Consider the following 25,407-nt stretch of genomic DNA (forward strand, 5'->3'; position numbering starts at 1 on the left):
ATGTTTTAGTTTATCATAAGATTGATAATTAAATAAACTAAAGCAGCCAATCCTGCCCCGGCAACAGGGCCAAAAAACGGAACCCAAAAATAACTCCAGTCATTGTCATCTTTTGCTTTGAGCGGCAATAAAGTATGAACTATCCTCGGTCCAAAATCACGTGCCGGATTGATTGCATATCCGGTAGTTCCGCCTAAACTCATACCGATGGAAAAAACCACCAAAGCAACCGGCAACGCCCCCAGCGATCCCATACCCACTTTATCACTTCCCAGGCTTACATAGTCAAGCTGAGGCAGAGTTATGAGCAAAACAGCAAGCACAAGCACAAAGGTTCCGATCACTTCAGAAAAAAAATTGCTTCCATAACTTCGAATAGCAGGCGCGGTACAAAAACAAGCTTTCTTTGCCCCTGGCTCGGTTGTAATATCAAAATGATTTTTAAAAAACAGATAAACCACTGTTGCGCCAAACATTGCTCCCAGGATTTGAGCGAGAATAAACGGGAATACTTTTATCCATTCGAACAGGCCACTAAATGCCAACCCAAGTGTTACGGCAGGATTTAAGTGAGCGCCGCTGATATCGGCAGTAGCCAGTACCGCCACAAAAACCGCCATTCCCCAGCCTGCTGTAATCACAATCCAGCCTGCTCCCTTACTGTGTGTTTTATCGAGATTTACATTGGCGACAACTCCATTTCCCAAAAGAATCAGAATAAATGTGCCCAGGAATTCTCCAAAAAGTTCTGTCATAATTTATTGGTTTTAATCTTAGTCTTCAAAATAATAGTTCTTTGCCACTGCCTTATAAACTTGTATTTGGTCAGCAATCCATTTCTCGTCACGATTGAGTTCCTTTGCCATTAATTGAGCTACTTCCGGAGCAATCCGGATACTTTCACGGGCATCTAGAAACAAAGCACGAGTGCGGCGTGCGAGTACATCTTCTACCGTTCTTGCCAACTCTTTTTGTACCGCCCATACAACCTGTGATTTCAAAATCTGCAATTTTTCGCTCAACCATCCGCTCCAGGCGTCTTCCTCTTCCCCCAAAGCAATAACTTCCTCTTTTTCCAAACCGTATGGAGCAAGCGGATCGTTATACGGATCGATGTCCATCCGGTAACCGTGAACGGGTAAATGTCGTGTCACACATTCTCTCTCTGGCAAACCTCCCAGCATAATTGCTTTTTCAATTGTATCTTCAGCCATTTTTCTGTAAGTCGTCCATTTCCCGCCGATAATAGTGATTAATCCCGAAACCGAAATCAGAATTTTGTGACCACGAGAAATTTCCTTGGTTGCTTTTTTCTCTCCGTCAGGCTTTGCCAGGGGACGTAATCCTGCAAATACGCTCAATACATCTTTCCGTGTTGGCTGTTTCACCAGATATTGTCCTGCAGTTTCCAAAACAAAATCAACCTCTGACTCGAGAGCAACAGGTTCAAGGGAATGATTTTTAACAAGCGTATCAGTGGTACCAACGACCACATGATTATGCCAGGGAACAGCAAACATCACTCTTCCATCAGAGGTATGCGGAACCATAATCGCATAATTATTAGGTAAAAACTCTTTATCGAGAATCAAGTGAATTCCCTGACTTGGTGTAATCATATCCTTTTTTTCCGGTTCATCCATCTGAATAATTTCATCGGCAAAAACCCCGGTTGCATTAATTACTACTTTTGCCTGTATTTTCATCTCCTCCCCACTTTCCTGGTCAACCGCTACAACACCCGAAATCAGTTCGCCATCTTTAACCAGCTTTGTAACCTTGCAATAGTTTAAAACTGTTCCGCCATAATCAATACAGGTTTGCGCCAGACTTATGGCCATTCTTGAGTCATCAAACTGTCCGTCCTGATAAATCACTCCACCTTTTAAACCGTCTTGCTCCACTGTTGGAAGAGCTTTGATTGCCTCTTCAAGTGATAAGTGCTTAGACGGCCCCAACCCGAGCTTACCGGCCATCAGATCATACACTTTTAATCCGACCGTGTAAAACGGGCCGCCCCACCAATCGTAAGTTGGAATAACAAACGACTGGTTAGTAACCAAATGTGGTGCATTTTTGAACATCAAACCACGCTCTTTTAGAGCTTCAAAAACCAAAGAAACATCCCCCTGCTGAAGATAACGAACACCTCCATGAACCAATTTTGTACTTCTGCTTGATGTACCTTTTGCAAAATCTACCTGTTCCAGCAACAAAGTTTTATATCCTCTAGAGGCTGCGTCAACTGAGCAACCCAGCCCGGTCGCCCCTCCTCCGATTATTACAATATCCCAGGAGCTCTTTTTTATTTTTTTTAAAATCTTTTCCCTTTTCATCTTTAATTCTTTGGGTGAATTAGATTACCAATTAATGTGTTTCGTACCATTTTTTACTTCGCTCAACTGCTTTCGACCAATTTTTGATAACTCTTTTTATTACCGTTTTATCCTCAACCGGTTCAAAAATTTTATCTACCTGCCATTGTTTTTTTACTTCATCAACGCTGTTCCAGAATCCTGTTGCCAGTCCTGCCAGATACGCAGCTCCCAGTGCCGTAGTTTCCGTAACTCTGGGCCGAACAACCTTTGTATCGATCGAATCGCTCTGAATTTGCATCAATAAATCATTCACGGCAGCTCCTCCATCTACACGGAGTTCATTTAGTTCTATTTCTGAATCTTTTACCATGGTCTCAATCACTTCCATTGACCTGAATGCAATGGCTTCAAGAGCAGCGCGGGCTATGTGAGCCTTTCCTGTTCCACGGCTTAAACCAATTATTGCTCCAGTCGCATATTGATCCCAGTGTGGTGCCCCCAGACCAACAAATCCCTGTACGAACGATACTCCTCCATTATCGTCCACTTCTCGGGCAAGAGCTTCAATCTCGGATGAGGATTTTATAATCCCCAACTGATCGCGTAACCATTGCACTACTGCACCACCAATAAAAATGCTACCTTCAAGTGCATAAGTAACTTTATCGCCAATTTGCCAGCCAATGGTCGTTAACAATTTATGTTTTGATACAATCGGTTTTTCACCCGTATTCATTACTACAAAACACCCGGTTCCGTAAGTATTTTTCACCATTCCCTTTTCAACACACATCTGGCCAAATAAAGCTGCCTGCTGGTCGCCCGCAATCCCGGCAATTGGGATTTCTTTGTCAAAAATCTCACCAAATGTATTTCCGTAAACCTCGCTACTTGGTTTTACTTCAGGAAGAATTCCCGCTGGAATATCAAGAATTTCGAGCAATTCCTGATCCCACTTTAAGTCATGAATATTGTAGATTAAAGTTCGGCTGGCATTGGTTACATCGGTTACATGAAGATCTCCTCCAGTCAATTTCCAGATAAGCCAGGTGTCCACCGTCCCAAACGCAAGCTTCCCCTGTTTTGCAAGGTCACGGGCACCCTCCACGTTGTCGAGAATCCATTTAATTTTTGTCCCTGAAAAATAAGCATCAATTACCAATCCTGTTTTTCCGGCTATCAACGGTTCCAGTCCTTTCGACTTCAAATTGTCGCATATTCCGGAAGTTCTTCTGTCTTGCCACACAATTGCATTGTAAACAGGTTTACCGGTTTCCCTATTCCAAACAATGGCAGTCTCACGTTGATTTGTGATTCCTATCCCTGCAATTTCAGAAGCTAAAATTCCCTGTTTTTGAATAACTTCCCTTGCTACTTTCAGCTGTGTTTCCCAAATGGTTTCAGGATTATGTTCCACCCATCCTGCCTGTGGATAAATCTGTTCAAACTCTTGCTGGGCAACATTAACTATTTCGCCTGAATGATTAAATAAAATGGCCCGGCTGCTGGTTGTTCCTGCATCGAGCGAAAGAATATATTTTTGCATAAAATTAGGTTTAATTAGAAATCCTGTTAATAATAATTGCTCCTGAATTTACAACTTTAAAAGCAAACTCAAGGAATATTTTACAGCATCTTCAAAACAATTTACCGACAGCTTTTCAATCAACGTTATAAAAATGAAAAACATATCCTATTTAAAAATCATTGCCTGATTCCTGATAAACTTTTTACTTTTGCCCGCCGAAACTCATAAAGAATGAATATAAAACGAGACAAAGTTGCTGTAATTGGAAGCGGAAGTTGGGCTACAGCGATAGCAAAAATGTTGCTTGAAAATGTTAAAGAAATCAATTGGTTTTTCCGAAAAGAAGATACCATTAAACAGTTCAAAAAACAGGGAAATAATCCCAGATATCTTCAAAGTGCAGAGTTCGAAACTGACCGAATTCACTTTTTTAGCAATATAAATGAAATTATTAAAGCTTCCGACATTCTGGTGTTGGCCATTCCTTCTGCATTTTTACCGCAAATTCTTAGCGGTACGCCGATCGATATAAGCGAAAAATACATTCTTTCAGGAATTAAAGGAATTGTTTCCAGGGAGAATTATCTTGTGGTGGAATATTTAAATAAATATTTTAATGTACCTCTGGAAAAAATGGGTGTTATCGCAGGGCCATGTCATGCGGAAGAAGTAGCATTGGAAAAATTATCCTATTTAACGGTTGCAAGTTTAGATGAAGAAAAAGCAAGCAATTTTGCGCAACTTATTCAAAGTGAATACATTTTCACATCGGTTTCCGATGATATCTGGGGAACAGAATACGCGTCTGTAATTAAAAATATAATTGCCATCGGTGCGGGAATCGCTCACGGCTTACGTTACGGCGACAATTTTCAGGCAGCGATGGTTGCCAACTCCATTCAGGAAATTAAACGATTTGTAGATGCTGTTCACCCTATTTCGCGCGACATAAAAGACTCGGCATATTTAGGCGATTTGATGGTAACTGTTTATTCACAATTCAGCCGAAACAGAACTTTCGGGACCATGATTGGCAAAGGCTACTCCATAAAAAACGCGATTTTGGATATGAACATGATTGCTGAGGGCTACTATGCTTCACGCTCTATTTATGAAATTAACCGAAAATACAAAGCACACATGCCCATTTCTGACATGGTGTATAAAATTCTCTACGAAAACGCTTCTCCAAAACGCGAGATGGAGAAATTAACTCATCAGCTCAGCTAAAAAACCTATATCACCTGTTAACTCAGCTGTTTTTATCATCTTTTTGCTTTTATTAACGCCTTGTTGTACAGACAAGTGAATTCTTATTTCTATTTTTAGAAAAATAATCCGCCATACGTCGTATTAAAATCAACCGATATGAGTTTTGAAGTTGATAGCCAAACCATCAATGACCTTGAGTTATTCGGAAAGGACAAAAGCAGAAGCTACATTTTTGAACTGTACAATTCCTGTAAAACTGCAGGAGGAAGAAAGGTTTTAAATAAACTGATGCGTTCTCCGCTAAACGAATTAAACCAGCTAAAGGAAAGAGCTAATGCTATCCGTTTTTGTTACGACACCAACTTTGAACTCAAAATAAATCACAGCCAGTTTGAATATATTGAGCATTATCTTCGGTTAAATATTGCTCCTCTGAAGAATAATTTTCTTGACGCCCTGCTTCAAAATTTATCTTATAAAATAAAGCCCAGCAACCACTATTACATTATCATGCTGGGTGTTCAAAATTTATTGTACCTGTTTACTCATCTTCAAAAGAAAATATTTGAAGTTGAGACAGAAACATTACCACTCCAAATTGTATCAATTTTTAACCAAATTGAGACACTGACTAAAAACCCGAAAATAAAAAAATACTCTGGTTACAAAATAAAAATAACACCGCTGCAATTGGGCCGCCTTGACAACATATTTAGAAAAAATTTAAAAGATGAAATTCAGGAAATGCTTCAATCCTTGTATCTACTCGATGTGTTAATATCTGTTGCGAACACAGCCAAAAATAAAAATTTTACATTCCCCGAATACTTGGAAGAAGAAAAACCACATCTTTTAATTTCCGGTCTATACCACCCTCTGGTGGAGAACGCTGTTCCTTACGATTTTAAAACTGAAGACAAAAACAATCTTTGTTTTCTAACAGGACCTAATATGGCGGGAAAATCAACTTTTCTAAAATCGCTCGGCTTGTCAGTCTATCTTTCACATCTCGGTTTTCCTGTTCCTGCAAAAACGTACAAAACCACAGTTTTTAACGGGATTATCACAACCATCAATCTTTCGGATAATATTGGAAAAGGCTACAGTCATTTTTACAGCGAAGTAAAACGAGTAAAAGAAACTGCACAAGTAATTAAAGATAAAAAGAAGGTGTTTGTAATTTTTGATGAACTATTCAGAGGAACAAACGTAAAAGATGCGTTTGATGCGTCTCTTTTAATAATACTCTCGTTTGCAAAAATTCAAAAGTCGTTCTTTTGTATTTCCACCCACATCTCTGAAATTGCCAATGAAATAGAACATCTTGATACGATCTTATACCGCTTTTTTAATTCAAAACTTGAGAATGAAACTCCTGTTTACGATTACAAGATTATAAAGGGAGTTTGCTTTGACAGACTGGGTTTACAGATAATAAAAAATGAAAAAATAATTGAGATTCTAAAATCAGTAACAGAAACAGAATAAAAAAAGGGCGACAATTTCAAAATCACCACCCTTTTCCTAAAAAAACTTACATAATCTTATCTCATTTCTTTATATGCATTTATTAATCCGTTCGTTGACGAATCGTGTCCGATAACCGGGTCGTCACTCAGCAATTCCGGTAAAATACGATTTGCGAGCTGTTTACCAAGTTCAACACCCCACTGATCGAAACTGTATATATTCCAGATAACTCCTTGTACAAATATCTTATGTTCGTACATCGCAATTAAGGACCCCAATGTTCTTGGTGTTAATTTTTTAACCAGGAATGAATTGGTTGGAATGTTTCCGAGGAAAACCTTAAACGGCAATAAAGCTGCAATTTCAGCTTCCGATTTGCCTGCAGCAACTAACTCCTCAATTACCTGTTTTTCAGTCTTCCCAACCATCATAGCTTCAGTCTGTGCAAAGAAATTGGCCAATAATTTTGGATGATGATCGCTAACCTGATTGTGATTGATTGCTGCAGCTATAAAATCACAGGGAATCAACTTCGTTCCCTGATGAATGAGCTGATAAAAAGCGTGTTGTCCGTTTGTTCCGGGCTCACCCCAAATAATCGGGCCGGTTTGGTAGCTTACCTGTTTTCCTTCGCGGTCAACATATTTTCCGTTACTTTCCATATTCCCCTGTTGGAAATAAGCGGCAAAACGGTTCATATACTGGTCGTAGGGAAGAATAGCTTCACTTTCCGCTCCATAAAAATTATTGTACCAAATCCCAATCAGTGCCAGAATTACGGGAACATTCTTATCAAAAGCAGCTTCTTTAAAATGATTATCCATAGCATGAGCACCTTCCAAAAGCTCAATGTAATTTTCATAACCAATTCCCAAAACAATGGAAAGACCAATAGCTGACCACAGCGAATAACGGCCACCTACCCAATTCCAGAAACGGAACATATTTTTTGTGTCAATTCCAAATTTGGCAACTTCTTCCGCATTGGTAGAAACGGCAACAAAATGTTTGGCAACCTGGGTTATTTCTCTGGCTGAATCGAGGAACCAATTTTTTGCAGAGTTTGCATTGGTCATGGTTTCCTGCGTAGTAAATGTTTTTGAAGCCACAATAAATAACGTAGTCTCCGGATCAACTTTCTTCAATGTTTCCGCAATGTGCGTTCCGTCAACGTTGGAAACAAAATGCAAATTCAAATGATTTTTATAGGGTTTCAAAGCCTCTGTAACCATCAAGGGACCAAGATCAGAACCACCAATCCCGATATTTACAACATCAGTAATCGATTTTCCTGTGTAACCTTTCCATTTTCCGGAAATTATTTCTTCCGAAAAAACTTTCATTTGCTCCAAAACAACATTTACCTCGGGCATAACATCTTTACCGTCAACTATAATCGGTGAATTGCTTCTGTTTCGAAGGGCAACGTGCAAAACTGCGCGATTTTCAGTCGCATTTATTTTTTCGCCTGAAAACATACCTCCAATTGCTTCTTTCAATCCACATTCGGTAGCCAATTCCACCAAAAGGGAACGAACGGTTTCATCCACGCGGTTTTTGGAAACATCAACCAGAATATCCTCAAATTTTAGCGAATATTTTTGGAAACGTTCAATATCGTCTGCAAAAAGCTCTTTAATTTGAGTTGATTTGAAGCCGGCAAAATAGTCTTCAAGTTTTTTCCAGGCTTCAGTAGTAGTCGGATTAATTTTTGGCAACATATCTTAAATTCTTGTTTTTAAATAATTTCAGCAAATTTATACTTGTTAACTACAAAGATAATTGTTTAAAAAGATTGTCGATCGTTCCTCATTCAATCTTAATCTACCATTAAGAACAAGCGAAATTAAATCAACCCAATTCTATTCCATTTTTGTACATTTGCTTCGAATTTCTTTTGAAAGATATTTATGAAATCGGAAACTTTAATGGGCTATTTTTTTGCACTGGTTGCCACACTTGCCTTTTCCAATGTTTACATTTTTAGTAAAGCTGCTTTAAACGAGGTACATTTGGCACAATTCGGAATCTACTGGTTTGCCATCGGAACTTTTTTAAATTTTTTGATGGCAGCAAAAAATAAAAAGCTTTCGCAAATCAGAACCCTCAGTAAAAAACAAATCCGGGTTCTGGTTATCCTTGGAATTCTTGAAATCCTCACCACCACAACTTTTTTTGTTTCCATCAATATTATCCCTGATCCTGCAGTTACATCCTTCCTCGGAAATATGTATCCGGTTTTTCTAACACTCGGCGGCATTTTTCTACTTAAAGAAAAATTTGGATGGATTGAAATTATCGGTGCTGTTTTAGCGCTAAGCGGAGCTTTTGTTATCAGTTACACGGGAGGAACAACGCTAAAAACTTTTTTTATAGCCGGAACAGGAATTGTTTTTGTGAATGCCTTACTGGCAGCCACGGCCAGTCTCGTTGTTAAGGTTCATGTAAAAAAGCTAAGCCCCGAATTTATTAATCTGAACAGAACGGTTTGGCTTCTTACGTTTTCAATTGTAGTATTTGTTGTAACCCGACAATCATTTGCCATTCCCGTTTCAGCACTAAAAAATATTGCTATCGGCGCAGTTCTTGGTCCCTTTCTGGCTGTGTTAACTGTTTATTATTCATTTCATTTTATTGACGCTTCGCGCTCGTCGGTGGTTCAAAGCTTAAAAGGCATTTTTGTGTTAATTGGCGCTTATTTATTTTTTAAAACCATTCCGCTGTCTCATCAGTTGACTGGTGGATTAATTACAGTTTTTGGTGTGCTGATAATGACTCTTGCCCAGGCAGGCGTTTTAAAAACCCGAAAATAGTCACTGACACAACCGGCAATTGAAATGAAACATCCTGATGTATATCTTTTTAATCCAACATGCGAATATGCAGTGGCAAACGGAAATGCATCGTGGCACCCCAACCGGATTTTACAAAAGATGGAATCAGATTTGGCAACTCTGCCAATGTTTTATGCCCAATCAAAGGATTTAATTTTAGTTGACAAGCTCCCATCAGAAGAATTTATTGAACAGTTGGGTAAAGTTGATATTTTACTTCCTCAATTTGTTTTGAGAAAAAAAATTCTAAATTCAGACAAATCAAAAAAAGAAACCTTTAACAAGCTTAGTCCCTGGGGATGGAGTCCGGCTGCGCACAAATTATTATCTCCGCTAAAAGCCTTCTGTTCGGAAGAATTCAATCAATCTCCCGTTTCAAACTGGCACCCGGAACACCGAAAACTGTATTCAAAAGGATTTGCACTGCATATTTTAAAACAATTGGTTTCTACAGTTAAATCCGATTTATTTATTGAGGAAGAGCTTTTCCCTGAAATTTGTACAAGCAGGGAAGAAATTGAAAGACTAATTTCACGATGGGGCAGATTGATGGTGAAAGCTCCTTGGAGCAGTTCCGGCCGTGGCTTACAACCCATCACGAAAACACCTGTTCACGAAAAAGTTTGGGAAAAACTATTGGGTATAGTAAACGATCAGGGCTTTACACTGGTTGAACCTTACCTTGACAAAGTTGCTGACATGGCGCTGCAGTTTGAGGTAAAAAAAGGGAAAGTTTCTTTTCTGGGGATCAGTAATTTCCGGACAGATCAAAAGGGACAATATCAGGGTAACCTTCTGAACGGATTACCCGATACTTATTCAAAAGAAATCAAAAATTTTATAACAGAAATTCCCGAAATTATTATTGAACCGCTTATTAATATTCTTGAGAACAGTAAACTAAGCCAACTTTACGAAGGTAATTTTGGTGTCGACACGTTACTATTCAGAGATAAAAAGGAGCAACTAAAAATAAACCCTTGTCTTGAAATTAATGTGCGCCAAAATATGGGGTTTCTTTCGCTTTACCTTGAAAAACTGATTTACCCCGGAGAGAAGGGAATTTTCAGAACTTACTACCAACCGGGAAAAAGTTTTTATTCATTCAAAACTGAGATGGAAGAAAAACATCCTTTAAAAATAAAATCAAAAAAAATCAAATCTGGTTTTTTTGCTTTAACCGAGGCAACAAATGAAGCGCAATTCGGGGCCTATATTCTGGTTTAAAAAATGAATGCAATAAGATTTAAATGATTTTTTACTACTTTTAAAAAAATCATTCACCGTTCCATCAAAATCTGTCGTTATGGAAAATTCTGAAACACAAACCACAAACAAGAAAATTTCCAAAAGAATCTATGAACAGGAGTTAAATAAAATGCAGATTGAACTGGTAAAACTCCAGGAGTGGATAAAACACAAGGGGCTAAAGGTTGTAGTTATTTTTGAAGGACGCGACGCTGCAGGAAAAGGCGGAACCATAAAAAGGATCATTCAATCGTTGAACCCCAGAATTTGCAGAGTTGTTGCACTGGGAACGCCTACTGAAAAAGAAAAAACGCAGTGGTACTTTCAGCGGTATGTTGCTCATTTACCGGCTGCCGGAGAAATGGTTTTGTTTGACCGAAGCTGGTACAACCGGGCCGGAGTTGAAAAAGTAATGGGATTTTGTACCAACGATGAATATTGGGATTTTTTACGTGCCTGCCCGAATTTTGAAAGAATGCTTATCCGTTCGGGAATTATTTTGATAAAATATTGGTTTTCGGTGAGCGAGGAAGAGCAGGAAAAACGTTTTCTTTCAAGAATAAAAGACCCGACCAAACGCTGGAAACTCAGTCCGATGGATTTGAAATCACGGGAAATGTATGAAGAATATTCAAAGGCTAAGGATGAGATGTTTGCGTATACCGACACAAAAATCAGCCCGTGGTATATGGTTGATGCTGACAATAAAAAACGAGCCCGTTTAAATTGCATTCATCATCTGTTGTCAATGATTCCGTATGAAGATTTAACGCCGGATTCTTTTGAGCTCCCACCAAGAAAAGAAACAAAAGGATATGTTCGCCCGCCGCTGGATGAGATGACATATGTACCCAAAAAATATTAATTATCGCGGGTTTTGGTCATATCAAACAAATGTGTTGCCTGTTCCCCCAAAAAACCCGAGAAAAGTTTTATTTTGCCATTCTCTTCAATAAAGTCCCGCTGGGCAAGTTCGTAGTAGGCATAGGTCCAGTCAATCAACTCAACACCGCTGGCGGTCCTTACTTCAACCTCCTCTTTTACAGCTTGTGTTGCCGATTGCTGCAGTTTACTTCCTTTTTGCCCCTCAATAGTATCCTTCATGGGGATACCCGCATCTTTTAATCCTTTGCAGGTAGTCTCCAGATCGGTCCATTCTTCTACCTCCTGGAAATTAATATAAGCAGTAAAATGATTCACCGAATTCCCGTGCAATAATGTCCATGCGGCATATTGCGAAACATCGTTAATTTTTAATACATCGTCTTTGAAAGGTATTGACCACGGACGACGAAAATAATTAACCAGATCGTCAATTAAAAACTTCGATGCTTCATGTGTCAATGTTTTCTCAGTCCTGAGAATTCCAAGCAATTCAATCGCCTCATCGGAAAGCAAATAGGGTGTATCCTTTACTGTCTGATTGATTGTGTTCTGCGCCCACTTCGGAAGCTGTTCCACTTCTAACTGGCTAACAAAAATTTTGGGAAATAACTCATCTGCATGCTCAAAATGAGTGGCCGTTAGTTTTTTTTTCTTAAAGACATATTTTTCAACCGGTTTGTATTCCAGCGTTTCAATAATGTGTTTTATTGCCCTGATGCCTTCCGGTTGTTCCCCGGTGTGTGTATTGAATGTTCGAAAGGCGATGTGATCATTAACAACCTTACCTCCTTTTTTACTCACCAGTTCTGCATATATTTTTGCATACGATACTCTTTCCAGATATTTCTCCCACAATCTGTTTAAAAGTTCGCCCATAATTTGTTTTGCTGTTGCTTTCATGTCACTTCTGTTATTTGGGAGGGGAAATAAAAATGACATCCCTCCTTCTCATTTAAACATAAAAAGGAAGTTACAGGTTTCTAAAAATCAGATGTTTAAAAGTATTGTTTAAGTGGAAAAAATCTATTATAAACCTGGTTCTCTTTTAGAATTCTTCTCCATAAACTGCAACACATCCTTTTTATTAAAAATGGCTGTAGCACCACGTTTTGAAGTATTTAGAGCGCCGGCAGCATTTCCAAACTCCAGTGCCTCTTCAATTGATTTTCCGTTTAGATAATAATGTAAAAATCCGGCTGAGAATGCCATGCCGGAACCAATGTTGTCTCTCATTTTTATATTGTAACCCGAAATCCTGAATGCTCCCTGCCTTTTACTGTAAGCAAAGATTCCACCTTCTCCCCGGGTTACCAGAACAAGGTCCAGCTTTTTATATTTTGCTAAAAGAAGAGCCCCAAAATCTTCCAGACTATCTGGTTTCAAGTCAAGTTTCTCTGCCAGAAAACCAATTTCCTTTTCTTTTATCCGTACAATATTTGAATTCCGAAGAAGAAAATCAACTACCGTCAGATCAAAAAAATGTTCAAAAAGTTTTAAATCAAAAAATTTAAGTGAATCAGGCGACTCTTTTATTAATTCACGAATTGTATTTTTTGAAAGGCCAAAACGTTGCGGAAGTAATCCATAAAACAAGCAGTCGGCATTTCGCGCCAGTTTCAGTGCTTCAGCAGAAAACTCGATATGATCGAAAGCAACATCGAGTGTTACATTGTACCTGGGGTCGCCTTTTTCGTCAAATGTAATGTTTACTGTTCCGGTGGGGAATGCAGAATCCATCTGAACATTTTCATCCGATATTCCCAATTCCTTTAACTTGTTTAAGACCGCGTGCCCCAGTTTGTCGTCGCCAACCCTTGAAAGTAAATATCCTTCTTCGCCAAAAGAATTGCTTCTGAAAACCATATTCGATGGTGTCCCTCCCAAAACTTTGCCGTTGGGTAACAAATCCCAAACTATTTCACCAAATGCAACTATCTTTTTTCCCATCAATAAATTTTCAGAGCGCAAAAATAGTTATAATTGAAAAACGATTCAAATTTCAAATCATAAAGATGTTTAATAAAATTAAAATCATTTACAAAAGAATTAAGAGAAATACAAAACAAAAACGGACACCAGCCGTTTAATTCTTGATTATGAACTATCTGGCACATTTATATCTCTCCGGCAAAGAAGAAGATGTCATTGTTGGAAATTTTATAGGAGACTATGTAAAGGGCAAAAAATATATAAATTATCCGGGGCCCGTTCAAAAAGGTATTCTCTTACATCGTCAAATTGACTCCTTCACAGATACAAATCCTAAATTCAGAGAAGCAAAACAACTTTTGCTCGCTGAATACGGATTACATGCCGGTGTTGTTATCGATCTTTTTTATGACCACTTTCTGGCCCGAAACTGGCCATCCTATTCACAGCTAATTTTGAGGGACTTTACAAAAAAAATACATGCAATTTTACTTTCGCATTTTTTTTATCTACCTAAACGGGTGCAGGGTTTTCTACCTTTTCTAATTCAACACAAAAGACTGGAATCGTATGCAACTATCGAAGGAATTCAAAAAACGCTTGAAATTATGAGCAGCCATACTTCATTGCCGGCAAAATCTGAAAAAGCCATCGAAATTCTGAGGGAGAATTTTATCTTTTTTGAAAACAATTTTACCTCTTTTATGGATGAAATGTTTGAATTTGTTACAGAAACTCACCAGATAAAAATAAAAAAATCCGACTGGATTGCCGGGCTTTGAATACTATGCATGCATTTCGTAATACAAATCTTCAAAAAAGAATTTTGATTCTCCGATAATTGGTTCCAGTTCATCAAACCAAATGGCATGGGGATCGAATTTAGCAAAGAATGGTTTCCCTACCCAGCTTGGATCTCGTCCCTGAAGAAAGTTTAAAACAAACACTTTTTGATTGTTGATTTCAGAGACTCCTACAATTTGAACTTTACCCGGATTACACGACATACTCGGTCCCTTCACTGTACGGTGAATTCCACTCACCTGGTTATACGCATTCCTAAAAATTTGCCACGAACGATTCAGTGTTACAGCAAAATAATCCTGTGAACCGGTATCGCGGGCAACAAACATGTAGTAAGGAATTATTCCCAACTTTACCTGTTCCTTCCAGTTTTCGGCCCAAATTTCTGCATTGTCGTTAATATTTCGGAGAAGTGGCGATTGGGAGCGAATCTGTACTCCTGCACCAATCAACCTTTTTACGGCTTTTTTTACCTCTCTGGTTTTTAATTCACCCGGATGATTAAAATGGGCCATCAGTGCGACATTGATTCCTTTCTTTTTCACTTTTTCAAACAAATGCAGCAAGTCGTCTGCATCCTCATCGGTTGTATAACGGTATGGCCAGTAGGCAAGAGATTTTGTGCCAATCCTGATATTTCTTACATGAGGAATATCAGCTTCCAGAAGTGCATTAAAATATTGTTTAAAAAACCGGGTTTTCATTACGGCCGGATCGCCGCCGGTAAAAAGAACATCTGTTATTTCGGGATTTGCTTTAAGGTACCGAATCATTGCGTCAGCTTCTTTCATCGCAAATTTAAATTCGTTTAATGCGAACTGCGGCCATCTAAAACAAAATGTACAGTAAGCGTGGCAAGTTTGTCCCTGCGACGGAAAAAACAACATTATCTCCCTGTATTTGTGTTGAATTCCGTTAAGTCTTTTTCCTTCAAATATCGGAACATTGCTCTCCTGCCCTGCGGGATTTGGATTTAATTTTAGCCTGATTTTATTTACTTCCTTTTGTAAAAACGGCTTGGGTGTATTGTTTCTTAAAAGTGTTGCAACCCGATTAAAACTATCATCATCAAGCATTTCTTTCTGCGGAAAATTTAAAATAAAAAACGGGTCTTTTTCAAAGTTATTCCAATCTATTAATTTATTAACTACGTAATTATTTGTCCGAAAAGGAAGAACTGTCCCCACCACTTCAATATCAAACTTCTGTTCCTCCGATAAATTTTCTATTTGGGGTATTTCCCGGAAATTATGTAAAGAATACGATTTAAATTTCATTTATAAACTATTTTAAAGAACTATTTTAAGTCAGTAAGCCGTATATGCCTCCACAGAAGACATGAACAAGAGCAATATTTTTTTTGATTTTTCTTTTAAGTCGCCCAAATATACAAAAAATCGGTGTTTTATAAAATGAGCAGATTCCGAAACCTCAGCTTAATTAGACAAATGATCCAGGCGACTTGCATCCAACCGGATAAAAATAAACAAAAGGATGGTAAACGACCAAAGTGACGAGCCTCCGTAGCTAAAAAATGGTAATGGAATACCAATTACAGGCATTATCCCGATTGTCATACCAATATTTACCATGAAATGAAAAAAAAGAATAACGGCCACTGAATAACCATAAATTCGCGAAAACCCGGACCGTTGTCGTTCAGCTAAAAGCACAAGCCGGATGAACAGGGTTAAAAAAAGTATTATCAGTACAAAGGTCCCTACAAAACCCCATTCCTCGCCGACGGTACAAAAAATAAAGTCAGTGCTCTGTTCAGGAACAAAATCGAATTTTGTTTGCGTGCCATTTAAAAATCCTTTCCCCCAGAATCCACCGGAACCAATGGCAATTTTGCTCTGGTTTACATGATAACCTGCTCCCTGTGGATTTGATTCTATCCCCAAAAGCTCATTTATCCGCACCTGCTGGTGAGGTTCCAGCAGATTTGTAAACCCATAGTCAACCGACACACTAAAAAGCAAGGCTCCTATAAATATTACCGTTACGATTATATAATTGCTTATCTGTTTACGGATGCTGTATATCAGTGTAATTAATGCCCCCAATAATCCACCTGAAAATAAAAAATCGGCAGGCTGGTATTCGGTTGAGACAATTTCATTTAAACCAAAAAATATTCCTATACTTAAAGAAAATATTATCAGGATTATACCAAACTGTTTCAACCGCGTGTTCATAATCAAAAATATGCTCAAAACTGCGCCAATCAATACAGCGTTGAGAATTAAGTTTGAAAGCACCAATGCCAGAACAAAAAGCAGGGCTATCAACGAGCCAAAAAATAAAATCACCCCTGACAAACCTTCTCTGAAAAGTACCAGAACAAAAGAGAAATAAACCAAAGCAGATCCGGTATCGTTTTGAAGCAAAATAAAAAAAGCAGGGGCTAAAATAAGCAAAGCAATTACCACAATCGACTTAAACCGCTGCAATTTAAACCCAAAAGAACTCATGTACTTTGCAAGAGCCAAAGCAGTTGCAAACTTTCCAAATTCAGAGGGCTGTAGTCTCACTCCACCAATGTCAAACCATGATCTGGCGCCATTAATTTCCTTCCCCATAAACAGCACAAGAATGAGCAACAAAATAAAAAATCCATAAATAATATAGGAAAAGAACACATAAAAATTAGTTTCAATAAGCAAAATTAGAAAGCCAAGTGCAAGTGCCGCTCCAATCCAAATTAACTGTTTCCCATAACGTTCAGAAACATCAAATATACTCTGGTTTTCAGGATTATAAATAGCAGCATAAATATTAATCCAGCCCAAAAATATGAGTAAAAGGAACAACAAAACAGTCACCCAGTCGATATTTGCCCACACATTGTTTCTTTTTGCCATATCAGTTTTCCTGTTTCGGATGTATCAAATCAATATTAAGCATTCGTTCTTCAACCCATTTCCGGCTTTCTTCCACTTCTCCTTTTAAATATTTTTCAACAAGTAAACTTGCAATCGGAGCCGCAAACATTGAGCCGTAGCCGCTATTTTCAACATAAACAGAAATAGCAATTTTGGGATTATCTTTTGGCGCAAACGCCATAAAAGCAGAGTGATCTTCTCCATGTGGATTCTGAACAGTACCGGTCTTTCCGCACATCACAACGTCGGGAATCTTCATAAAAACAGAAGCATTGGTTGTTTCTACCACTCTCTGCATCCCCTCAATTACCGGCTCAAAAAACTCCTCGGAAATATTGGTATTTACTTTTTCAAGAAAATCTGCTTTTAATTCTTCTCCCTCAACTTCCTTTACAACATGCGGGATATGATAGTAGCCCCTATTGGCAATTACAGCGCAGTAGTTTGCCAATTGTAAAGGAGTGATGCCAAGTTCTCCCTGTCCGATAGCCAGCGAACGGACAGTCATTGCATTCCAGTGGCCGGCTCCGTAAAACCGGTTATAATACTCTTCCGTAGGAACATTTCCTTTATTTTCGTATTGTAAATCGGAACCCAATTTTTTGCCCAGCCCAAAACTTTGCACATATTCTCTCCACATATTAAAACCGTCAGCAGAGGTTTTCCCTTTGTTTATTATAGCACGGAATGTATTCCATAAAAAGGGATTACAAGACTCTTTAATTGCCTGAATAGGTCCTAAAGGTGTTACATGGTTATGTGTACAACGGATTGGCGTAGAAGCAGGTCCGGCACAGGAAAAACGGGTATAAAGATTTATCGCCTGTTCCTGTAAGCCTATAAGAACATTTAATATTTTAAATGTGGACCCTGGAGGATATTCAGCAAGCAGCGCCCTGTTAAACAATGGCTTTAGGGTGTCGGCAACCAACTTTGCATAATTACTTCCCCTAACCCTACCAACTAATAAACCGGGGTCATAAGTAGGGGCGCTTACCATAGCAAGTATTTCTCCGGTTGACGGCTCGATGGCAACCACACTTCCAATTTTATTCTGAAATAATTTCTCGGCATACAATTGCAAATCCAGATCAATAGAAGAAGTTACATTTTTGCCAATTTGAGCAGGAACATCTTCCTGTCCGTCCAGAAAACTCCCCTGAATACGATTATGTACATCAACCAGTTTTTTTTGTACTCCTTTGGTTCCTCGCAGGGCTTCTTCATACGTTTTTTCAATGCCACTTACGCCAATATAGTCGCCCATGTTATAATAAGTACTGTTTTTAATATCGCTGGCGGTAACTTCACCAACATACCCCAAAACATGTGATGCAGCGGTGGTTTCGTATTCTCTTAAAGTTCTCGATTGGGTGTGAAAGCCCCTGAACTTATACAACTGTTCCTGCAGATTTGCGTAGCTTTCAGGAGGAATCTGTTTTACAAGAATGGAAGGTTTATACCGCGAATAGTCTTTCGCTTCCTGAATTTTTATTTCAAGTTCTTCCCTGGTTATTTCAAGAAGATTACACAGCTGAAGCGTATCGAAAGTCTTTACTTCCCGTGGTGTAATCAACAAGTCGTAAGCCGCCTTGTTTATAACCAGCAACTTACCGTTTCGGTCATAAATTAGTCCACGTGCCGGATATTGAACAATCTCGCGCAGTATATTATTTGTTGCAAACTGCTTGTAGGTAGAATCAACAACCTGCAAGCTGAACAAACGAATAATATAAACAAGGCCAACAACAGCAAATATGGCAATTATGATATAGCTTCTCTTCGAAAAATTATTCACACTACAAAATTAGTCTCTGAAAACAATAAACTGACTTAAAACTATAATAAAAATTGAAAAAAGAGAACTTAAAACAATACGATAAAAAGTTTGGACAAAATCAGCAAATGTGAAAATCTCGAGAAAAAATAAAATAGCATGATGAAAAAATACCATAATGATAGTGTAGTATAAAAACCAGCGGAATCCGTTGTATTTCATTCCCGGATAATCACTCCGATCCTCTTCATGAGTCGATATTGAGCGGCTTACTAATGGTCGTATGTATGCTATAAAAGTAGTAGCTGCAGCATGTATTCCTAGAGTATTTGAAAAAACATCAACAGTAAGCCCGGTTAAAAAAGCAAGCGGCAATACAATATACAAGGGTAAACTTAAAGGCAGTAACATTATAAATAAAACATAAATGTAAGGATTTAAATATCCACTCACCTGAATCTGATTTAGTACCAACACCTGAACCAATACCAAGCTTATGAACATGACGATATATCTAATTCCCCCTCTCATTTTCCTGAATTAATTTTTCAAGTTCCTTTATTTCATCTACATGTAAATTCTCCACCACTTCAACATATGAAAGTGCCTTAAAATTGGTTGTTAATTTTACTGTTATATTATAATAATTTTCTCCCGCAGGTTTATCAAATGCGTTAACAGTACCAATTATTACTCCTTCAGGAAAAATAGATGAATAGCCACTGGTAACAATGGTATCGCCTAATTGAAGCTCAACATGAAAAGGAATCTCCATAAGCTCCGCAAACCTGTAATCTTCTCCATCCCACAACAATGAGCCCAAAGAACCATTCTTTTTAAGTTTCGAGGAAACACTCCAACGCTGATTTAAAACCGACAAACCCATGGAATATGATTCCAGCACATTGGTAACAACCCCTACAATTCCACTTGCAGATATAATTCCCTGATCGGGTTTTACCCCGTCACTTCTTCCTTTGTTTAGCGTAATATAGTTAAAAGGTTTATTCACCGAATTATTGATAACTTTTGCAGAAATGAACTGAAAAAGTGTTGAATCGGATGGGACAAAGGCAGGTGCTTTATTCTCAAAAATCATCGGTTCACTTTCGTCGGTCTGAAAGCGTGACCTTAATTTTGCATTTTCCGCTGCCAGCTCTGCGTTAACCCTTGCCAGTGCAAAATAACTAACTACTGAATTAAATGAATTGTAAACAGAACCAGCAACCACATTGGATGAATTCAGGTATTTTACTTTTTGATAATTGTTGTAATTAAACACTAAAAATAAGGCGACTATTTCCAATATGATAAAAAGGAAAAAACCATAATTCCGAAATAAATACCTGAAAAGACTCCTCATTTGAAATTAAAAAAAATCCTGACCGTTATCTGATCAGGAAAGAGAATTTATCTACATTCTTTAATGCTATTCCAGTTCCTCGTACAACCGCTCTCAATGGATCTTCTGCAATGTGGAAGGGAATTCCTATTTTGTCTGAAAGACGTTTATCCAAACCTTTAAGCAAGGCTCCACCTCCTGCCAGCCAAATTCCTTTGGTTACAATATCAGCATACAATTCAGGCGGGGTTTGCTCCATCGCGCTTAACACTGCTGTTTCAATTTTTGAAATTGACTTTTCCAAACAATGTGCAATCTCCTGATATGAAACGGGAACTTCAATCGGCAGTGCGGTCATTTGGTTAGGTCCTTGTACTACATAATCCGGCGGCGGATCTTTCAACTGTGACAGCGCCGAACCAACATGTATTTTAATTTCCTCTGCTGTACGTTCACCTATTTTGATATTGTGCTGATGCCTCATATACTCCATAATATCAGCTGTTAAATCATCGCCGGCAATACGGATTGATTTATTGGTAACAATTCCTCCCAAAGAGATTACAGCAATTTCGGTTGTTCCGCCACCAATGTCAACCACCATATTTCCTTCCGGTGCTTCCACATCAAGTCCAATACCAATCGCTGCTGCCAGCGGCTCATAAATCATATATACTTCTCTTCCACCAGCGTGTTCAGAAGAATCGCGTACAGCCCGAATCTCTACCTCTGTACTTCCTGAAGGAATACAAATAACCATTTTTAATGCCGGTGAAAACATTCTCGACTTGGGATTAATCATCTTAATCATACCCCGTATCATCTGCTCTGCAGCGTTAAAATCTGCAATCACACCATCTCTTAGCGGCCTGATTGTTTTCAGGTTCGCATGTGTCTTCCCCTGCATTTGCCTGGCTTTTTCACCAATTGCTACCATTTTTTCTGTTTTCAAATCAATGGCAACAATCGAAGGTTCATCTACCACAATTTTATCGTTATGAATGATAATGGTGTTAGCTGTTCCCAGGTCAATCGCAATCTCCTGTGTCAAAAAAGAAAATAATCCCATATTAATTTAAATACTTATTTAAACTAAATATTATCCAGTTTATTGTTAATGTTTGAAATGTCTGCGTCCGGTAAATGCCATGGCGATTCCAAATTCGTTGCATGCTTCAATCACTTCATCATCGCGAATACTGCCTCCGGGTTCGATAATGTATTTTACTCCGTATTCGTTAGCCGCTTCAATACTGTCGCGGAACGGGAAAAATGCATCCGAAATTAAAACCGAACTTTCGATATCAAGTCCTTCCTTCATTTTAAAACGAGGCATAGTCAGATGACGTAAACTATCCAGACGGTTAGGTTGTCCCATCCCTGCACCGGTCAGCCAAAACGAACCATCTTCATTTTCCGTGACAACGGCAATTGAATTACTCTTCAAATGTTTACATGCTGTAACACCAAATTTAGCCAGGTTTAATTTTCCGGGTTCAAACGGACGATTGGTTACATTTTTGAACTCCGTATCCAGCCCTTCATCTTCATCCTGAACCAGCATTCCGCCACTTATCGAACGATATAATTTTTCTCCTGTAATTTCTTTTTTTACCGGCGTTACCAACAAACGCAGGTTTTTCTTTTTGCTGAAAACCTCAAGCGCACCTTCACTAAATTCGGGAGCGATAACAATTTCAACAAACTTTTTCCCAAACCACTCAGCCACTTCTTTTGTCACTGTGTCGGTAAAACAAATAATACTTCCGTATGCACTAATCGGATCACCCGCCCAGGCCAGTTCCAAAGATTTTAAAGTATTATCGGTCACTGCCAACCCACAAGGATTTAGGTGTTTTATTACTGAAGCAGCAACTTTCTTTTCGATGTGTTTTACTGAATGGTAGGCATCGCTTGCCGATTTCCATGCGGCATCGGCATCAAGCATATTGTTATATGAAAGCGCTTTCCCCTGCAAAACATCGGCATTGGCCAAAGTGTCTTTTTCAGGAGAATTATCAAATTTAAAAAAGGTTGCTTTTTGATGTGGATTCTCGCCATAACGTAAAACATGTCCGTTGTTGAGGCTGATTCTTTTAGTTGCTTCATCTTCGTCATTATTGAAATAACCAAAAATTGCAGCGTCGTAATGCGATGAAACACCAAATGCTTTTCCGGCAAACCATTTTCTGTCGGCAAGCGAAAACTCACCACCTTTTTCATTCAAAAGATCAAGCAATGGCTGATATTCTTTTTGTGACGGAACAATCACAACATCTTTAAAATTTTTCGCAGCGGCCCGAATCAGGGAAATTCCACCAATATCAATTTTTTCAATTATGTCCTGCTCCTCTGCTCCTGAAGCAACGGTATCTTCAAAGGGATACAAATCAACAACCACCAAATCAATTTCAGGGATCTCATATTCTGTCAACTGACTTACATCTCCCTGATTATCACGTCGCGACAAAATTCCACCAAAAACTTTTGGGTGAAGTGTTTTTACACGACCTCCTAAAATTGAAGGATAACCTGTAAGACTTTCAACTGATGTTACGGGTACTCCAAGCGACTCGATAAAACTTTTTGTTCCCCCGGTACTTAAAATTTTAACACCTAATTCATTTAACTTTTTAATAATTACATCCAGATTTTCTTTGTGAAAGACTGAGACAAGAGCAGTCTTAATTTTTTTATTATCAGCCATTTATTCCATTTTTCGAATTCGATTGCAAAGATAAAAAAATCAATGCAGATATTGTTAAAAAACAAAAGGATAAAAAAATTTTCTTTGGGATTTTTTTAAGTTTGCTTTCAATCTTAAATATAAACTGTAATCATTACAAAAAAAATACACTAATAAGGAAAATTACTTTTTTAAGAAATTTTAATTTTTATCGTTTATACAAGTTGTATTTTTAAAACCGAAATCCATTTCCTGAATGTTACTTTTAAGACTCATATTTGAAAGTTTTAGTTTTGCGTTTGGTTCGCTAAGGGCAAACAAATTGCGAACTTTGCTTTCGCTTTTGGGAATTACTATCGGAATTTTTGCCATTATTTCGGTTTTTACAGTAATCGATTCACTCGAACGGTTTATCAAAGAGAGTTTGAATTCACTGGGAAGTGACATGGTTTATGTTCAAAAATGGCCCTGGACACCACCGGAAGGAGAAACAGAGTATCCATGGTGGAGATATTTAAATCGGCCCTCACCAACTCCAGAAGAAACCGAAGAATTGGTCAGAAGAGGAAATACCATCGACAACGCCTCTTTCTTTTTCGGATTCTCCAGAACTGTTCAATCCGGTTCCGACAAACTCGAAAATGCAACTATCCTGGCCACATCTTATCCGCTGTATGATGTATGGAACCTGGAACTTAGCCAGGGACGATATTTTACCGAAGCTGAAATGAACTCAGGAGCACCTGTAACCGTAATTGGCGCAGAAATAGCCAATAAATTGTTCAGCGGAACGAACCCGGTGGGGACAACAATAAAAATCCAGGGATACAAATTCAGAATAATTGGCGTTTACAAGAAAATGGGGCAAGACATGTTTGGGACAAGCATGGACAACTATATCCATATCTCGGCCACAAAATCGTTTTATATGGTCGACGTCCGAAATCGCGACCGCGGGCAAACCATTTGCGTAAAAGCAAAACAAAATGCTGACCAGGATGAGTTTATCGCCGAGCTGGAAGGAATTATGCGAAACATCCATCGATTAAAACCAATGGAAGAAAATGATTTTGCACTAAATGAAGTAAACCTGATTTCTAACCAGTTTGACCAGCTTTTTGGAGTGATCAACCTTGCCGGTGCAATTATCGGCGGATTTTCCATTTTGGTGGGTGGCTTTGGGATTGCCAATATCATGTTTGTTTCGGTAAAAGAACGTACAAAAATTATCGGCATTCAAAAATCGCTGGGAGCTAAACGGTACTTTATTTTGCTTCAATTTATTTTTGAAGCCATTGTACTTTCATTGATTGGAGGAGTAGTTGGTCTGGTACTGATTTTTATCGGAACACAGATTGTCACTTATGTTAGTGAATTCACTATTGTTTTAACAGTTGGAAATATCGTAAGAGGCTTGTTGATTTCAAGTGTTATTGGTTTTATTGCCGGATTAATGCCTGCACGATCTGCCGCCAAACTCGATCCGGTAGAAGCAATTAATTCTGTTTAGTTAGTTTATTCAAAACCCAAATGCAGCAATGCATCGCCTTTGTATACCACCGGTGCGTGGTTTAGACCAATAATGTGCCCGTCGGCAGGTATTTTTATTTTGTATTCGTATTTCCCGTACGGATCGGATATGGTACCAATAATTTCATCCTTTTTTACTTTTGCTCCGTCTTTTATAAAAAACCGGAACAACCCTCCCTGCCGCGCGCGTAACCACGTAGAATTTTTAATAATAACTGCATCGGAATAATTGTTCATCTTCTCCAGTTCCTCCGAAAAGTCACGCATCCCGAGATATTGCATCAGTTTCATTGTTCCTGAAACCCCTCGTTTTGTAATGCGCTGATTAAAGTCGTGTGTTTTTCCACCTTCAAAAAGCAACACTTTTTTGCCCGCCAATGTAGCCGCCTGTCGAAACGATTTTTCACGTTGCCCGGCATAAACGATAAACCGCGGATTAAAAATTTTTGCCAACTCAAGTAATTCCTCATTGTCTTTAGAAATGCGAATCTGCGAAGAATTAAAACGACGTGCCCCACCCGTATGAAAATCGATACAATAATCTGCATGCGGAATAATCTCTTTCATCATGTGATGGGCAAAAATACCAGCAAGTGAACCTTTTTGCGAACCCGGAAAAATGCGGTTTAAATCTTTGCCATCGGGAAATTCGCGGGTTTGGTTGATAAACCCAAAAATATTCAACGTAGGAATACTAATTACCATTCCTTTTTCGGGTTTCGTAAATTTTCTCGCAAGTAATTCGCGAACAATTTCAACCCCGTTTAATTCGTTTCCGTGAATCCCGGCGTTTAATAAAAGAACCGGACCTTCTTCTTTTGCACGTTCAACAATTACAGGAATTTCAATTTTTGAATAGGTATGCAAACGGGCAATGTCGAGGTTTAAAATTCTTTTTTTACCGGGCGTAATTTCCTCACCGAGAATGGTAATTTTCTTTCTCTTATTCATATTTTGAA

21 protein-coding genes are annotated in these 25,407 nt (G+C 38.5%); 7 read left to right on the plus strand and 14 right to left on the minus strand.

Annotated elements, in window-relative coordinates; genetic code table 11:
- Positions 1-5: 5 nt before the first annotated feature.
- From K5G00_RS01920 to glpK, 3 genes are read right to left on the minus strand one after another with little or no spacing between them, the layout of a single operon-like run.
- A complete protein-coding gene (locus tag K5G00_RS01920) occupies positions 6-755 on the minus strand; it encodes an MIP/aquaporin family protein (protein ID WP_238763832.1) in 750 nt (249 codons plus the stop codon).
- An 18-nt stretch (positions 756-773) separates the two neighbouring features.
- Positions 774-2,336: a glycerol-3-phosphate dehydrogenase/oxidase gene (locus K5G00_RS01925; RefSeq protein ID WP_238763834.1), complete on the minus strand. Its 1,563-nt coding sequence runs from the start codon at positions 2,334-2,336 to the stop codon at positions 774-776.
- 31 nt (positions 2,337-2,367) lie between these two features.
- A complete protein-coding gene (gene glpK, locus K5G00_RS01930; protein WP_238763837.1) occupies positions 2,368-3,864 on the minus strand; it encodes a glycerol kinase GlpK in 1,497 nt (498 codons plus the stop codon).
- 213 nt (positions 3,865-4,077) lie between these two features.
- Here glpK and K5G00_RS01935 point away from each other — a divergent pair, with 213 nt between their 5' ends.
- A complete protein-coding gene (locus K5G00_RS01935; protein WP_238763841.1) occupies positions 4,078-5,076 on the plus strand; it encodes an NAD(P)H-dependent glycerol-3-phosphate dehydrogenase in 999 nt (332 codons plus the stop codon).
- A 138-nt stretch (positions 5,077-5,214) separates the two neighbouring features.
- Positions 5,215-6,546 (plus strand): MutS-related protein, encoded by a 1,332-nt coding sequence (locus K5G00_RS01940; RefSeq protein ID WP_238763844.1) that lies wholly within the window; start codon positions 5,215-5,217, stop codon positions 6,544-6,546.
- Between the two features lie 56 nt (positions 6,547-6,602).
- On the opposite strand, the gene pgi is transcribed toward K5G00_RS01940, so the two are convergent.
- A complete protein-coding gene (gene pgi, locus K5G00_RS01945) occupies positions 6,603-8,249 on the minus strand; it encodes a glucose-6-phosphate isomerase (protein WP_238763845.1) in 1,647 nt (548 codons plus the stop codon).
- Between the two features lie 189 nt (positions 8,250-8,438).
- Between pgi and K5G00_RS01950 the strand changes: the two genes are divergently transcribed.
- From K5G00_RS01950 to ppk2, 3 genes are all read left to right on the plus strand, one after another.
- Complete coding sequence (locus K5G00_RS01950) at positions 8,439-9,341, plus strand: DMT family transporter (RefSeq protein WP_238763847.1); 903 nt, start codon at positions 8,439-8,441, stop codon at positions 9,339-9,341.
- Between the two features lie 24 nt (positions 9,342-9,365).
- The gene (locus K5G00_RS01955) at positions 9,366-10,589 is read left to right on the plus strand and encodes a hypothetical protein (protein WP_238763849.1); all 1,224 of its coding nucleotides are present in this window, start codon (positions 9,366-9,368) and stop codon (positions 10,587-10,589) included.
- A 79-nt stretch (positions 10,590-10,668) separates the two neighbouring features.
- Positions 10,669-11,475, plus strand: coding sequence for a polyphosphate kinase 2 (gene ppk2, locus K5G00_RS01960; RefSeq protein WP_238763850.1), 807 nt, complete (start codon positions 10,669-10,671; stop codon positions 11,473-11,475).
- Here the strand turns inward: ppk2 and K5G00_RS01965 are convergent.
- A complete protein-coding gene (locus tag K5G00_RS01965; RefSeq protein ID WP_238763852.1) occupies positions 11,472-12,395 on the minus strand; it encodes a DUF1338 domain-containing protein in 924 nt (307 codons plus the stop codon). The genes ppk2 and K5G00_RS01965 overlap by 4 nt on opposite strands.
- Before the next feature lie 126 nt (positions 12,396-12,521).
- On the minus strand, positions 12,522-13,442 hold the full coding sequence (locus K5G00_RS01970) for a carbohydrate kinase family protein (protein WP_238763854.1): 921 nt from the start codon (positions 13,440-13,442) through the stop codon (positions 12,522-12,524).
- 149 nt (positions 13,443-13,591) lie between these two features.
- Between K5G00_RS01970 and K5G00_RS01975 the strand changes: the two genes are divergently transcribed.
- Complete coding sequence (locus tag K5G00_RS01975) at positions 13,592-14,206, plus strand: acyl carrier protein phosphodiesterase (protein ID WP_238763856.1); 615 nt, start codon at positions 13,592-13,594, stop codon at positions 14,204-14,206.
- Positions 14,207-14,209: 3 nt separating this feature from the next.
- Here K5G00_RS01975 and K5G00_RS01980 read toward each other — a convergent pair whose 3' ends face one another.
- From K5G00_RS01980 to purH, 7 genes are all read right to left on the minus strand, one after another.
- Entirely contained in the window at positions 14,210-15,505 is a 1,296-nt protein-coding gene (locus K5G00_RS01980; RefSeq protein WP_238763859.1) for a KamA family radical SAM protein, read from the minus strand.
- Positions 15,506-15,664: 159 nt separating this feature from the next.
- Entirely contained in the window at positions 15,665-17,092 is a 1,428-nt protein-coding gene (gene rodA / locus K5G00_RS01985; RefSeq protein ID WP_238763862.1) for a rod shape-determining protein RodA, read from the minus strand.
- Position 17,093: 1 nt separating this feature from the next.
- Positions 17,094-18,911, minus strand: a complete 1,818-nt coding sequence (gene mrdA / locus K5G00_RS01990; RefSeq protein ID WP_238763865.1) for a penicillin-binding protein 2 — start codon at positions 18,909-18,911, stop codon at positions 17,094-17,096.
- A gap of 9 nt (positions 18,912-18,920) precedes the next feature.
- The gene (gene mreD / locus K5G00_RS01995) at positions 18,921-19,394 is read right to left on the minus strand and encodes a rod shape-determining protein MreD (RefSeq protein ID WP_238763868.1); all 474 of its coding nucleotides are present in this window, start codon (positions 19,392-19,394) and stop codon (positions 18,921-18,923) included.
- Positions 19,395-19,404: 10 nt separating this feature from the next.
- The gene (gene mreC / locus K5G00_RS02000; RefSeq protein ID WP_238763871.1) at positions 19,405-20,253 is read right to left on the minus strand and encodes a rod shape-determining protein MreC; all 849 of its coding nucleotides are present in this window, start codon (positions 20,251-20,253) and stop codon (positions 19,405-19,407) included.
- A 25-nt stretch (positions 20,254-20,278) separates the two neighbouring features.
- Entirely contained in the window at positions 20,279-21,301 is a 1,023-nt protein-coding gene (locus K5G00_RS02005; protein WP_158868031.1) for a rod shape-determining protein, read from the minus strand.
- Between the two features lie 45 nt (positions 21,302-21,346).
- Positions 21,347-22,939, minus strand: a complete 1,593-nt coding sequence (gene purH, locus K5G00_RS02010) for a bifunctional phosphoribosylaminoimidazolecarboxamide formyltransferase/IMP cyclohydrolase (RefSeq protein WP_238763873.1) — start codon at positions 22,937-22,939, stop codon at positions 21,347-21,349.
- 235 nt (positions 22,940-23,174) lie between these two features.
- Between purH and K5G00_RS02015 the strand changes: the two genes are divergently transcribed.
- Positions 23,175-24,428 (plus strand): ABC transporter permease, encoded by a 1,254-nt coding sequence (locus K5G00_RS02015; RefSeq protein ID WP_238763876.1) that lies wholly within the window; start codon positions 23,175-23,177, stop codon positions 24,426-24,428.
- A 5-nt stretch (positions 24,429-24,433) separates the two neighbouring features.
- Here K5G00_RS02015 and K5G00_RS02020 read toward each other — a convergent pair whose 3' ends face one another.
- Positions 24,434-25,399, minus strand: coding sequence for a succinylglutamate desuccinylase/aspartoacylase family protein (locus tag K5G00_RS02020; RefSeq protein WP_238763878.1), 966 nt, complete (start codon positions 25,397-25,399; stop codon positions 24,434-24,436).
- Between the last annotated feature and the right edge of the window lie 8 nt (positions 25,400-25,407).

Origin of the sequence: Maribellus maritimus (genome assembly GCF_022267315.1) — a bacterium.
Taxonomy (GTDB): Bacteria; Bacteroidota; Bacteroidia; order Bacteroidales; family Prolixibacteraceae; genus Draconibacterium; species Draconibacterium maritimum.